This is a genomic window from Microbacterium sp. 2FI, assembly GCF_005502885.1.
Classification (GTDB): Bacteria; Actinomycetota; Actinomycetes; order Actinomycetales; family Microbacteriaceae; genus Microbacterium.
Window position 1 is genome coordinate 13,036 of record NZ_SCMR01000026.1, and the last position, 12,606, is coordinate 25,641.

Annotated in this window: 12 protein-coding genes and 1 pseudogene; 7 read left to right on the plus strand and 6 right to left on the minus strand. The window is 70.1% G+C overall.

The features are described 5' to 3' along the window. Positions 1-4: 4 nt before the first annotated feature. The 3 genes and pseudogenes from FFS15_RS16515 to FFS15_RS16525 all read right to left on the minus strand — a co-directional run bounded on the left by FFS15_RS16515 (position 5) and on the right by FFS15_RS16525 (position 2,787). Complete coding sequence (locus tag FFS15_RS16515) at positions 5-469, minus strand: MarR family transcriptional regulator (protein ID WP_249354146.1); 465 nt, start codon at positions 467-469, stop codon at positions 5-7. Between the two features lie 5 nt (positions 470-474). Beyond that, positions 475-2,034: a polyketide antibiotic transporter gene (locus FFS15_RS16520; RefSeq protein WP_249354149.1), complete on the minus strand. Its 1,560-nt coding sequence runs from the start codon at positions 2,032-2,034 to the stop codon at positions 475-477. Positions 2,035-2,092: 58 nt separating this feature from the next. Next, positions 2,093-2,787 (minus strand): annotated as a pseudogene (locus FFS15_RS16525) (DUF4162 domain-containing protein). A gap of 123 nt (positions 2,788-2,910) precedes the next feature. Here FFS15_RS16525 and FFS15_RS16530 point away from each other — a divergent pair. From FFS15_RS16530 to FFS15_RS16555, 6 genes are all read left to right on the plus strand, one after another. After that, on the plus strand, positions 2,911-3,282 hold the full coding sequence (locus FFS15_RS16530) for a VOC family protein (protein ID WP_137846144.1): 372 nt from the start codon (positions 2,911-2,913) through the stop codon (positions 3,280-3,282). A gap of 119 nt (positions 3,283-3,401) precedes the next feature. After that, on the plus strand, positions 3,402-4,022 hold the full coding sequence (locus FFS15_RS16535; RefSeq protein ID WP_137846145.1) for a GntR family transcriptional regulator: 621 nt from the start codon (positions 3,402-3,404) through the stop codon (positions 4,020-4,022). A gap of 9 nt (positions 4,023-4,031) precedes the next feature. Further along, positions 4,032-5,582 (plus strand): MmgE/PrpD family protein, encoded by a 1,551-nt coding sequence (locus tag FFS15_RS16540; RefSeq protein ID WP_137846146.1) that lies wholly within the window; start codon positions 4,032-4,034, stop codon positions 5,580-5,582. Next, on the plus strand, positions 5,582-6,481 hold the full coding sequence (gene prpB, locus FFS15_RS16545) for a methylisocitrate lyase (protein ID WP_137846147.1): 900 nt from the start codon (positions 5,582-5,584) through the stop codon (positions 6,479-6,481). The genes FFS15_RS16540 and prpB overlap by 1 nt, the downstream gene beginning before the upstream one ends. 11 nt (positions 6,482-6,492) lie before the next feature. Further along, positions 6,493-7,683, plus strand: a complete 1,191-nt coding sequence (locus FFS15_RS16550) for a bifunctional 2-methylcitrate synthase/citrate synthase (protein WP_137846148.1) — start codon at positions 6,493-6,495, stop codon at positions 7,681-7,683. Beyond that, positions 7,680-8,138, plus strand: a complete 459-nt coding sequence (locus FFS15_RS16555; protein WP_137846149.1) for a hotdog fold thioesterase — start codon at positions 7,680-7,682, stop codon at positions 8,136-8,138. Before FFS15_RS16550 ends, FFS15_RS16555 begins: the two co-directional genes overlap by 4 nt. A 14-nt stretch (positions 8,139-8,152) precedes the next feature. Here FFS15_RS16555 and FFS15_RS16560 read toward each other — a convergent pair whose 3' ends face one another. Genes FFS15_RS16560 through FFS15_RS16570 form a run of 3 tightly spaced genes read right to left on the minus strand, consistent with a single transcriptional unit; the run spans position 8,153 to position 11,233 of the window. Further along, the gene (locus tag FFS15_RS16560) at positions 8,153-9,016 is read right to left on the minus strand and encodes a carbohydrate ABC transporter permease (protein ID WP_137846176.1); all 864 of its coding nucleotides are present in this window, start codon (positions 9,014-9,016) and stop codon (positions 8,153-8,155) included. A gap of 25 nt (positions 9,017-9,041) precedes the next feature. Further along, positions 9,042-9,950: a sugar ABC transporter permease gene (locus tag FFS15_RS16565; protein ID WP_249354152.1), complete on the minus strand. Its 909-nt coding sequence runs from the start codon at positions 9,948-9,950 to the stop codon at positions 9,042-9,044. Positions 9,951-9,955: 5 nt separating this feature from the next. Next, the gene (locus FFS15_RS16570) at positions 9,956-11,233 is read right to left on the minus strand and encodes an extracellular solute-binding protein (protein ID WP_137846150.1); all 1,278 of its coding nucleotides are present in this window, start codon (positions 11,231-11,233) and stop codon (positions 9,956-9,958) included. A 153-nt stretch (positions 11,234-11,386) separates the two neighbouring features. Here FFS15_RS16570 and FFS15_RS16575 point away from each other — a divergent pair, with 153 nt between their 5' ends. After that, positions 11,387-12,568: a thiolase family protein gene (locus tag FFS15_RS16575; protein ID WP_137846151.1), complete on the plus strand. Its 1,182-nt coding sequence runs from the start codon at positions 11,387-11,389 to the stop codon at positions 12,566-12,568. Positions 12,569-12,606: the final 38 nt, after the last annotated feature.

Below are 12,606 nucleotides of genomic sequence, written 5' to 3' on the forward strand. Positions count from 1 at the left end.
AAGGCTACCGCTCCCGTGCGGCGCGCTGCGCCTGCCATTCGTCGGCGAGCTGCGGCATCCGCTCGGCGAGGAACCGCAGGAAGTCGGCGACGTCGCGCGCGCGTGCCACCGAGATCGGGGCGTCGGTGTTCTCGTCGGCGATGCGCTCCATGAGGTCGCCGAGCCGCGCGTACAGCGGCGCGTTGCCGGTCACAACGCCGGCGAACGCGTCGTCGGCCAGGTCGTACCGGTCGCGGCGGTCGCCGGGGCGCGAGAGGCGCTGGATGATGCGCATCGACTGCAGGTAGCGCACGGCGCCCGAGACGGCGCCGGCCGAGACGCCGAGGCGACCGGCGAGTTCGGCGGCGGTGTAGCCCTCGTCGGGCGAGCCGACGAGGGCCATCATCACACGGGCGGGCATGCGCGCCATGCCTGCGGCCGTCATCATGGCCGCGGCCTGTTCGGCGGGTTCGATTCCGGGGAACTCCACGCCACTCAACCGCCGGCCGCCAGTTCACGTCTGCGCATGAGTCCGAAGGTAGCCGCCCCGGCGACGGCGATCGCACCCAGCAGCCACCACAGCCCCCGCACATCCACACCGTCGGGGACGGGCACCGGTGCTGCGGCGACGGGCGAGAGCCACGTGAGCGACTCCGGCATCCCGAAGATCGGGCCGAAGAGGCCGACGACGGCGGCCAACAGCACGAGCGTCCACCCGGCGGCGATCGTCCACCGTGGGGCGACGACGAAGACGAGCGCCGTGACGACCAGGAACACGCTTGCCGCGACCACCTGGCCGACTGCGACGGTGATCGCCCCGCGGTACAGATCGGGGTCGCCGTCGTTCACGAGGATCCCGAGGGATGCCGCGGCCACACCGGCCGTGAGGATGATGACGACCGCCGCGAACCCCACGACCACGAAGTCGGCCAGCCATCGAACGCGATCGATCGGGGACGCCAGCACCGGCTCGGCGGTGCCGTGGGTCTCCTCCTGCCGCGCCCGCGTGATCGTCTGCACGGCGGCGCATGCGGCGAGGATGCCGATCATCACGAAGAACGTCGTGAGCAGCCCCTGCGCGATAGATCCCTGCCGGCTCGTGATCTGGGCGAGGATCGCCTCGACCGCGGGGTTCTCGGCGCCGATCTCTTCGACGACCGACGCGAGCGTCGTCGCGAGCAGCCCGGAGATCGCGGCGCCGATCGACCAGCCGACGATCGACCCCGCCGACAGTCGCCACACGAGGGCTGTCGTCGTCGACAGCGCCGGGTGCGCGTCGGCGCGGCCGGGGCGCTCGGCGACGAAGGCGGATCCGATGTCGCGCCTGCTCTGCAGCACGATGGCGGTGGCGGCCAGCGCGAGTCCGACGAGCTTGCACAGCACGAGCGGCCACAGGTCGTCGTCGGCGAACGGGCGCGAGTTCTCGGCCCACCCGAACGGCGAGAGCCACGTGAGCCACGAGCTCTCCATGCGCTGCAGGTCGTCGCTCGGGGTGCCGAGCGCGTTGCCGATGCCGGCGAGGAGATATGTCGAGAGCAGCACCGTGACGGCGACCGTGTTCGCGCCACGCGAGGTGCGCATGAACTGGGCGGCGACGAGTCCCACCCCGAGGAAGAAGACGCCCACGACGCCCGCGGCAGACCCGACCACGAACGAGCCGGGGGCCTCGAGGCCCACCGCGATCAGCGCGAGGGCGGTGAGGATGCTGAGCGCGAAGTTCGCGACGAGTCCGTGCACGAGCGTCACGACGGTCGGCAGCATGCGCCCGGCCGGCGTCGCTCCGACGAGTTCGGCGCGGCCGCTCTCTTCCTCGGCGCGGGTGTGGCGGACGGCGAGGAACGAGCTCATGAACGCCGCGAGCATGCACAGGAACGGCACGATCAGGAACGCGATGAACGCCCCCTCGTCGGCGCCCGACGGCAGTCCGCGGAACAGCAGGATGACCGGATTGGCGATGGCGGCCACCAGGAGCATCTGGCGGTCCTGCTCGCTGCCGAACGAGTCCTGCACCCCCGCATACGCGGCGAATGCGAGAGGGCGGTGCCCACGATCCACAGCGACAGCTGCAGCCCGTCGCGGTGCAGGCGCTGACGGTAGAGGGCGGCGAACCTGTTCACGATGCGCGCTCGGCGGGGTTCTCGGCGGATGCCGACAGGTCGTCGCCGTAGTGGCGCAGGAACAGCTCCTCGAGCGACGGCGGGTTGACGCGCAGGCCCGTCACGGCGCGCCTTGCGAGCTCGGGCAGCATCCCGGTCATCGCGTCGCTGTCGACCGTGAAGCGGACGCGACCATCGCCCGTTGCCACGTCGTGGACGCCGGGGATGCCGGCAGCCGCAGCGGCGTCCGAGCCCTCGAACGAGACCTCGGTGCGGGTGAGGTGGCGGAGCTCTTCGAGGGTCCCCTCCTCGACGATCCGGCCGGCGCGGATGATCGACACGCGGTCGCACAGGAGCTCGACCTCGGAGAGGATGTGACTCGACAGCAGCACCGTGGCACCGGCATCCGTCACACGGGCGATCTCGCCGCGGAAGACCACTTCCATCAGGGGATCGAGGCCGCTCGTCGGCTCGTCGAGGATGTACAGGTCGGCGGGCACCGCGAACGCGGCGATGAGGGCGACCTTCTGCCGGTTGCCCTTCGAATAGGCGCGGCCCTTCTTGCGCGGGTCGAACTGGAAGACCTGCCGGCGCCGTTCGGGCCGAGGAAGCCGTGGATCTGCCCGGCTTCGACGCTGAGGTCGAGCCCGTCGAGGGCGCGGACGCGGCCGTAGTGCTTCGTGAGGCCGTTCGTGCGGATGACACTGGTCATGGCGGTGACACTACGCCGAATTCACAAATTTGTGAATACTCTGACGGATCCGAACGTGCGCCCGGCCCTTGAACCTGCCGGCGTGCGAGACAAGACTGGGCGGACCGGCGGAAGGAGCGTGCCATGGCGCACGGAGACATCACGCACATCGACATCCCGGTGAGCGATCTCGCGAAGGCGACGGAGTTCTACTCGGCGCTCTTCGGCTGGCAGATCGCCGAGCTGCCCGGATTCGAGGGGTACCCCATGTGGCGGGCGCCGAACCAGATCTCGGGCGGCGGGCTCGCTCCACGAGGAGAGGGCTTCACGCAGCCGCGGTCGTACGTCGAGGTCGACTCCATCGATGCCACGGTGGCGCAGGCCACCGCCACCGGCGCGGAGGTGCTCATGGCGAAGTCGCCGATCACCGAAACCAGCTGGTGGGCGGTCATCGCCGACCCCGACGGCAACAGCATCGGACTCTACGAAGGTGTCACCGACACGGACGACAGCTGAGGCGCGCCGCGTTTGCGGCACTTGTGTATACCGAGAGGCCTCTCGGTATACCTGTTTGACCCTCGTCCATCGCTTATGTATACAATGACGGAGGACGATCGGTCGAGGAGGTGGATGCTGTGCGTGCAAGCGACCGTGCGTACTCGACTCTCCTCGACGAGATCCAGTCCGGCTCCCTGCCGCCCGGGGCCGTGCTCGGCGAAGTCGAGCAGGCCGCCCGCCTCGGGGTGAGCCGCACGCCGCTGCGCGAGGCGCTCAGCCGCCTCGCCGCCGACGGACTCGTCGCCCAGCAGTCGCCGCGCGTCACGGTCGTCACGCCGATCGATGCCGACGACATCCGCGAGATCTTCGAGGTGCGTCGCGCACTCGAGGAGACCGCCGCCCGTCTCGCCGCCGAGCGGGGGAATGCCGCGGCCTTCGCCGACCTCGCGCGCGAGTTCGGCGACGCAGATCTCGTCGGCGGGCTCGACGCGTACTACGCCGTGATCGCGCGCTTCGACCGGCAGCTCGACGCCGCCGTCGCCAACGACTACCTCACCGCCGCGCTCCGCGGCGTCCGCACGCACCTCGTGCGGGTGCGGCGCCTCGCGCGCGACAACCCCGACCGGCTCGCGGCATCCGTCGCCGAGCATCGCCTGATCGCCACCGCGATCGCCGCGCGCGACGCCGACCTCGCCGCGCACGCCACGCACGTGCATCTGCACAACGCGCTCACCAACATCCTGGAATCCCTGACCTGAAGGACGATCATGACCGTCACCCATCACCTCCGCGTCCACCGCAGCGACGAGAACCTCGAACGCTCGGGCCAGCTCGCCTGGCACATCGCCGAGGTCGCCACCGACCCTGTCGAGGTCGAGCCCGACGTCGTCGACATGATCATCAACCGCGTCATCGACAACGCGGCGGTGGCTGCGGCATCCCTCACCCGCGCCCCCGTGAGCGCCGCGCGCCAGCAGGCGCTCGACCACGCCGTCTCGGTCGGCGGCGACGGCGCGACCGTGTTCGGCTGCCCGCTCGAGCGACGCACATCGCCGGAGTGGGCGGCGTGGGCCAACGGCGTGGCGGTGCGTGAGCTCGACTACCACGACACGTTCCTCGCGGCCGACTACTCGCACCCCGGCGACAACATCCCGCCGATCCTCGCGGTCGCCCAGCACGTCGGCGCCGACGGCGCGGCGCTCGTGCGCGGGCTCGCGACCGGTTACGAGATCCAGATCGACCTCGTTCGGGCCATCTGCCTGCACAAGCACAAGATCGACCACGTCGCCCACCTCGGCCCGTCGGCCGCCGCCGGCATCGGCACGCTCCTCGGGCTCGACACCGAGACGATCTACCAGGCGGTCGGGCAGGCGCTGCACACCACGACCGCGACGCGGCAGTCGCGCAAGGGCGAGATCTCGACCTGGAAGGCGCACGCCCCGGCGTTCGCCGGCAAGATGGCGGTCGAAGCCGTCGACCGCGCGATGCGGGGCGAGACCTCGCCCTCGCCCATCTACGAGGGTGAAGACGGCGTGATCGCCTGGATGCTCGACGGCCCCGAGGCGTCGTACGACGTTCCGCTCCCGGCTGCCGGAGAGCCCAAGCGCGGCATCCTCGACTCGTACACGAAGGAGCACTCCGCCGAGTACCAGGCGCAGGCCTGGATCGACCTCGCCCGGCGCCTGCACGGCGAGCACGAGGCGCTGCGCCACGCGGCGCTCGGTGAGGGACCGGACGATGTCCGGGTCGAGTCGATCGTGCTGCACACCTCGCACCACACGCACTACGTGATCGGGTCGGGCGCGAACGACCCGCAGAAGTACGACCCCACGGCGTCGCGCGAGACCCTCGACCACTCGATCCCGTATATCTTCGCCGTGGCGCTTCAGGACGGCGGCTGGCACCACGTCGACTCGTACACGCCCGAACGCGCGGCGCGCGCAGACACCGTGGAGCTGTGGAAGAAGATCACGACGGCTGAGGATGCCGAGTGGACGCGCCGGTACCACTCCGAAGATCCGAACGAGAAGGCCTTCGGCGGTCGCGTGGCCATCACCCTCACCGACGGCACCGTCATCGAGGACGAGATCGCCGTCGCCGACGCGCACCCGCTCGGAGCGCGGCCGTTCGCGCGCGAGGACTACGTCCGCAAGTTCCGCATCCTCGCCGAGCCCGTTCTGTCGGCCGAAGAGATCGAGCGGTTCCTCGGCCTCGCCGAGCGTCTGCCCGAGCTCAGCGCCGAAGAGGTGCAGCAGCTCACGATCGTCGCCGAGCACGGTGTGCTGGCTTCGGCGCCGGCCCCCAAGGGCCTGTTCTGATGCTGTACTCCGCCGTTCCCGCGCACGAGAAACGCCGGGCGTTCCGCGAGCGTCTCGCCAGCGGCGAGCTGCTGCGCTTCCCGGGGGCGTTCAATCCGCTCTCCGCGCGACTCATCGAGCGCAAGGGCTTCGAGGGCGTCTACATCTCGGGTGCGGTGCTCGCCGCCGACCTCGGCCTCCCCGACATCGGCCTCACGACCCTCACCGAGGTCGCCGGTCGCGGGCAGCAGATCGCCCGCATGACCGACCTGCCCGCGATCATCGATGCCGACACGGGGTTCGGCGAGCCGATGAACGTCGCGCGCACGATCCAGACCCTCGAAGACGCCGGGCTCGCCGGCGCCCACATCGAGGACCAGATCAACCCGAAGCGCTGCGGACATCTCGACGGCAAGTCGGTCGTCGACGAGGGCACCGCGATCAAGCGCATCCGCGCGGCCGCCGATGCGCGCCGCGACCCGAACTTCCTGATCATGGCGCGGACCGACATCCGCGCGGTGGAGGGGTTGGATGCCGCGATCGATCGCGCGAAGGCGCTGGTGGATGCCGGTGCCGACGCGATCTTCCCCGAGGCGATGCGCTCGCTCGAGGAGTTCGCCGCGATCCGCGCCGCCGTCGACGTGCCGATCCTGGCCAACATGACCGAGTTCGGGAAGTCCGAGCTTTTTTCGACGGATCAGTTGCGAGACGTCGGCGTCAACATCGTGATCTGGCCCGTCTCGCTCCTGCGGATCGCGATGGGTGCGGCATCCCGTGCTCTCGACACGCTCGACGACGAGGGCCACCTCACTGCGAAGCTCGGCGAGATGCAGCACCGCGCCGACCTGTACGACCTGATCGACTACGAGCAGTACAACCACTTCGACACCGACGTCTTCAACTTCCAGATCGCCCGCTAGAGGAGCATTCCATGACTGAACCCGACATCAAGAAGGGCCTCGCCGGAGTCGTCGTCGACTACACGGCGGTGTCGAAGGTCAACCCTGAGACGAACTCCCTGCTGTACCGGGGGTATCCCGTGCAGGAGCTGGCGGCGACCCAGCCCTTCGAGGCGGTGGCGTACCTGCTGTGGCACGGCGAGCTGCCGACCGACGTGCAGCTCGCACAACTGCGTGCGACCGAGCGGTCGTACCGTTCGCTGCCCGCCGACGTCCGGGCGGCCATCGACCTCGTGCCGGTGGACGCCCACCCGATGGACGAGGTGCGCACGGCGGTCAGCATCATCGGCGCGCGCGACCTCGCCGGCACAGGCTCGGTGCTCGACGTCAGCGGGAGCGCGGAGGAGAACCTCGCGCGCAGCATCCGGCTGTTCGCCGTGCTTCCCGCCATCGTCGCCTACGGCCAGCGCCGGCGTCGTGGGCAGCAGCCGATCGCGCCGCGCGACGACCTCGACTACTCGGCGAACTTCCTCTGGATGACGTTCGGCGAAGAGGCCGACCGCGTGGTCGTCGACGCCTTCAACCGGTCGATGATCCTCTACGCCGAGCACTCCTTCAACGCATCGACCTTCACCGCGCGCGTCATCACCTCCACGCTCAGCGACCTGTACTCGGCGGTCGTCGGCGCGATCGGCGCGCTCAAGGGACCCCTGCACGGCGGCGCGAACGAGGCCGTGCTGCACATCTTCGACGAGATCGGCGAAGCCGCCAACGTCGGCCCGTGGCTCGACACCGCGCTCGCGGAGAAGCGCAAGATCATGGGCTTCGGGCATCGCGTCTACAAGCGCGGCGACTCGCGCGTGCCGACTATGAAGGCGGCGCTCGACACGCTCGTCGCGCACTACGACCGGCCGGATGTCGCCGCGCTCTACGACACCCTCGAGTCGGAGTTCGTCGGCCGCAAGGGCATCTACCCGAACCTCGACTACCCCTCGGGTCCGGCCTACAACCTGATCGGCTTCGACACGCTGACCTTCACGCCGCTGTTCGTCGCGGCGCGCATCACCGGCTGGACCGCCCACATCATGGAGCAGCTCGCCTCGAACGCGCTCATCCGCCCGCTGTCGGAGTACAACGGTCCCGACGAGCGCCACATCGACGGCTACGAGGCGGATGCCGCGACCCTCGCCGCCGCCGAACGCGAGGCGGAAGCCGAGGGATGAGCATCTGGCACGGCGACCTCGCCGACGTCGACCTCGACGCGATGGCGTCGGGGACGCTGATCGAGCATCTCGGCATCGAGATCCTCGAGGTGCAGGACGACGCGCTGATCGGCCGTATGCCGGTCGACCGGCGCACCGTGCAGCCGGCGGGTGTCCTCCACGGTGGGGCGTCGGTCGCGCTCGCCGAGACGCTCGCGTCGTGGGCCGGCCACCTCGCGGTGGACCGCGAGCGGTTCCACGTCGTCGGGCAGGAGATCAACGCGAACCACATCCGCCCGATCTCGTCGGGCTGGGTGACGGCGACGGTGACGCCCGTGAACATCGGCCGCCGCGCGCACGTGTGGGAGATCCGCATCGTCGACGATGCGGGAAAGCTCGTCTGCATCTCGCGGTGCACGCTCGCCGTCATCGCGCAGCGCAGCGCCTACGGAACACCTGAGGGTCGCCGGGCGTAGCGGTCGAAGCTCGATCAGCGGATGCCGGTGGTCGCGATTCCGCGGATCACGAAGCGCTGCAGCGCGACGAAGAGCACGAGGACGGGTGCGACCACGAGGACGGTGCCGGCCATCAGCAGGCCGTACTGGATGCCGTTCGGGCCGATCGCGTAGAGCGCGAGTGCGACCGGCAGCGTATACAACTCCTCGGACTGGGCGACCACGAGCGGCCACAGGAAGTTGTTCCACGACGACAGGAACGTGAGGATCGCGAGCGTCGCCAGCGGCGCCCCGCACTGCGGGACCACGATGCGCAGCAGCACGCGGAACTCGCCCGCACCATCGATCCGCGCCGCCTCCAGCAGCGGGTCGGGGATCGCGAGCATGTACTGCCGCATGAGGAAGACGCCCAGCGGTGTCGCGATGAACGGCAGGATGAGCGCGACATAGGTGTCGGCGAGCCCGAGGTTCGCGACGATGACGAACAGCGGGATCATCGTGACGATGCCGGGCACCATGAGCGTGCCCATGACGAGCAGGAACAGCATCCGCTTGCCGGGGAAATCGAGCTTGGCGAGGGCATAGCCGAACATCGTGCAGAAGACGAGGTTCCCGGCGACCACGACCACCGCGACGATGAGCGAGTTGCCGAGGTGCAGCGGGAAGTCCAGCTGCGTGAGCCACGTCGAGTAGTTGTCGAGCGTCGGCTGGAGCGGCAGGAAGGTGGGCGGACTCAGGCTCAACTCGACCTCGGTCTTGAGCGACCCGAGCGCCATCCACGCGAAGGGGAGCAGCGTCAGGATGAGGGCGATCGATACGGCGAGGTACAGCGCGGCCGCCGCGCCGGCGCGCGGGCGTCGCCACCGCGCCGTCCCGGCGGTCTCGGGCGCCCGTGTCATGCTCTGCTTCATCTGCCGCACCGCCTCACTCCCGCGACCGCAGCAGGCGGAACCATGCGGCGGAGACGGCGGCGATGATCACGAAGAGCACGTAGGCGCCCGCCGCGCCGAACGCGTAGTCGCCGAAGCCGAACTGGTTGTAGACGAACAGGCTGACCGATGTCGTCGACCCGAGCGGTCCGCCCCCGGTCATCACGAACGGCTCTTCGAAGAACTGCAGGTAGCTCACCGAGAGGAGCACGCCGCCCAGCAGCAGCGTCGGCGTGAGGATCGGCAGGGTGATGCGGCGGAATCGCGCCCCCGCACCCGCGCCGTCGACCGCGGCGGCTTCATGCAGTTCGGGCGGCACCGCCTGGAGCCCCGCGAGGAAGATGATCACGAGCAGTCCGAAGTTGCGCCACACCGTCATCAGGATCATCGCCGGCAGCGCCCACGCGGGGTCGCTCAGCCAATCCGGTCCCTCGATGCCGACGACCGCCAGCGCCGCGTTGAGAAGGCCGTCGGGCTGCAGGATGAACCGCCAGACGATCGCGATCGCGACGACGGCGGTCACGACCGGCGCGAAGAACCCGACACGGAAGACGGTGCGCAGGCGCTCGATGCCGGCGTCGAGAGCCACCGCCATCGCGAGCGCGATCGCCATCGTGATCGGGATGCAGACGAGCACGAAGGCGGCCGTGTTGCCGAGCGACTGCACGAACAGCGGGTCTGCGAACAGCGCTGCGTACTGATCGAAGCCGATGAGGTTCACCGCGAACGGGGTGCCGACATCGCGCACGGTCATGTCGGTGAACGACATCGCGAGCGACCCGGCGATCGGGAGCAGCATGAACGCGGCGAACACCACCACGAAGGGAAGTGCCAGCAGCCACGCCGCCCACCCCTGCGTCCGCCGCCGGTTGGCGGCCAGTGAGCCGCGCGACCGGGCCGGCACCGCCGCTACCAGCCGACGCCGAGCTCGTCGGCCTTCTGCTGCATCGCCGCAGCGGCCTGCTCGGGTGTGCTCGTGCCGCGCGCGACCTTCTCGGCTTCGGCGCCGACGGTCTGCTCGAGCTCGCTCCACGAGGGCACCGGCGGATTGGTGACGACGCTGTCGAGCTGGGTCAGCGCCGTCGCGATCCACGGGTCGTCCTGCAGCGGCGGGTGCTCCCACGCGGCGGTCAGGGCCGGAAGCTCGTGGGTGGCGTCGAACAGTGCCTGCTGCGCCTCGAGCGAGACGAGCGACCGCACGAACTTGAACGCGCCGTCGGCGTTCTCTGCGTCGCGGGGGACCGCCCACGTGGCGGCTCCGAGGTGCGATGCATTGCCGGCGCTTCCCGCGGGAACGGTGATGCACGCGACGGCGGAGTCGACCATGGCCTGTCCGACCTGGGTGACGATCGCGGGGATGATCCATGTGCCGACATAGAACGCGGCGATGCGCCCGGCCAGGGCATCGCCGATCGGGTTGCCGCCGGTCGTCCCGCCAGGCGAAGCGTGCCCTTCCGCGAACAGTCGGCCGTAGAACTCGAGGGCGGAGACCATCTCGGGGGTGTCGAGGGTGAACGCGGTGCCGTCGTCGTTCATCGCCGACCCGCCGGCCTGCGCGAGCAGGGGCATGAGGAACTCCCCGACTCGCTGATCGGGGCCGATGGGCACCAGGAGCGGGGTCTCGATCGTGCCGAGGGTGCGCAGGTCGTCCGAGAACGCCAGCAGCTCGTCCCACGTCGTCGGGGCGGTGGCGCCCGCGAGTGCGGCGAAGTCCTTGCGGTAGCAGAACAGCCTCGTCTCGACGAACCACGGGACGGCATAAGAAAGCCCGTCGTGCTCGGTCGCCTCCTGCACGTCGGAGAGGATGCCGCTCGCATCCACGACGCCGTCTGCAACCGGCTGGAACTCGTCCGTCGCGATGAGCATGGCGACATCGGGAAGCCCGATCAGCACGAGGTCGGGCTCAGTGCCGGCGGCGAGGGCGCTGCGGATCTTGGTCGTGACCTCGTTCCAGGGGATGTCGGTCACCTCGATCGTGGCGTCGGGGTTGTCCGCTTCGAACGCCGCGACGAAGGGCTCGAGCTTTGCGCCGTTGCCGCCCGCCGTCCACACCGTGATCTCGCCGGTCGCAGGAGTGTCGTCGATGGTCATGCGGCCGTCGTCTTCCGGAGCATCGGTGCGTCCGCAGGCGGACACGGCGAGCGTCGTGGCCACGACGATCGCGAGGAGCGCAGCCGATCGCTTCATCGTCTCCTCCCCCGCGAGGCACCGAGATGACGCGCGATTCCGCGCATCTAGGCGCACAGTAACACAGCGCCCGAATGCAGACGAGGCCCCCGGTCCGGGTGGGCAGGGCCGGCATGCGTCCGGCGTTCTAGGGTGGAGGAACAGGAGGCTCTCATGCGCCAAGCCGTCATCGTCGACGTCGTCCGCACCCCGTCGGGTCGCGGCAAGCCCGGGGGAGCGCTCAGCGCCGTGCACCCCGTCGACCTCGCTGCGGGGGTGCTCACCGCGATCCTCGAGCGCAACGGCCTCGCGTCGCGCCAGATCGACGACGTGCTGATGGGCTGCGTCAGCCAGATCGGCGATCAGGCGATGAACATCGGGCGCCAGGCGGTGCTGGCCGCCGGCTTCGACGAGACGGTGCCCGCGACCACGATCGACCGCCAGTGCGGATCGAGTCAGCAGGCCGCGCACTTCGCCGCGCAGGGCGTGATCGCCGGCGCGTACGACATCGTCATCGCCGCCGGCGTGGAGTCGATGAGCCGCGTGCCGCTGGGGTCGTCTCGGCAGGGCGGCTCTCTCGCGCCTGGGCTCGCGCGCCGCTACCCCGACGGGCTCGTCAACCAGGGGGTCTCGGCCGAGCTGATCGCAGAGCGCTGGGGGCTTTCGCGCGACGAGCTCGACGCGTTCTCGGCCGAGTCGCACCGGCGCGCAGCCGAGGCGTGGACGCAGGGACGGTTCGACTCCCAGGTGCTGCCGGTGCTCGCGCCGGGGTCGGCCGAGGCCGTGACGACGGACGAGACGGTCCGCGCCGGCACGACCGCCGAGGGCCTCGCCGGGCTGAACCCGGCCTTCCGCACCGACGAGCTCGCCGCGCGCTTCCCCGACCTCGACTGGCGGATCACGCCGGGCAACGCGTCGCCCCTCACCGATGCGGCATCGGCGGCCCTCATCATGAGCGAGGAGAAGGCCGCCGAGCTGGGACTCACGCCGCGCGCGCGATTCCATGCCTTCGCGGTCGTCGGCGATGATCCGATGATGATGCTGACGGGGCCGATCCCGGCGACCCGGCGCATCCTCGAGCGCAGCGGTCTCGCGATCTCCGACCTCGATGCGTACGAGGTCAACGAGGCGTTCGCCTCGGTGCCGATCGCGTGGGCGCGAGAGCTCGACGCGGATCCGGCCAAGCTCAATCCGTGGGGCGGCGCCATCGCGCTCGGCCACGCCGTCGGCGCGTCGGGGACGCGCCTGCTCGGCACGCTCGTCGCCCACCTCGAGGCGACCGGCGGGCGGTACGGCCTGCAGACGATGTGCGAGGGCGGCGGCCTGGCGAACGCGACGATCATCGAGAGGCTCTGAGGGCCCGACGGCGGGTGCAAGCGATTGCTCCTATGCGC

What these genes read in the sequence shown, in the direction of transcription:
- FFS15_RS16530 (WP_137846144.1), top strand. Translation starts at nt 2,911, where the DNA reads ATGGCGCACGGAGACATCACGCACATCGACATCCCGGTGAGCGATCTC.
- FFS15_RS16540 (WP_137846146.1), top strand. Translation starts at nt 4,032, where the DNA reads ATGACCGTCACCCATCACCTCCGCGTCCACCGCAGCGACGAGAACCTC.
- prpB (WP_137846147.1), top strand. Translation starts at nt 5,582, where the DNA reads ATGCTGTACTCCGCCGTTCCCGCGCACGAGAAACGCCGGGCGTTCCGC.
- FFS15_RS16550 (WP_137846148.1), top strand. Translation starts at nt 6,493, where the DNA reads ATGACTGAACCCGACATCAAGAAGGGCCTCGCCGGAGTCGTCGTCGAC.
- FFS15_RS16555 (WP_137846149.1), top strand. Translation starts at nt 7,680, where the DNA reads ATGAGCATCTGGCACGGCGACCTCGCCGACGTCGACCTCGACGCGATG.
- FFS15_RS16560 (WP_137846176.1), bottom strand. Translation starts at nt 9,016, where the DNA reads ATGACACGGGCGCCCGAGACCGCCGGGACGGCGCGGTGGCGACGCCCG.
- FFS15_RS16570 (WP_137846150.1), bottom strand. Translation starts at nt 11,233, where the DNA reads ATGAAGCGATCGGCTGCGCTCCTCGCGATCGTCGTGGCCACGACGCTC.
- FFS15_RS16575 (WP_137846151.1), top strand. Translation starts at nt 11,387, where the DNA reads ATGCGCCAAGCCGTCATCGTCGACGTCGTCCGCACCCCGTCGGGTCGC.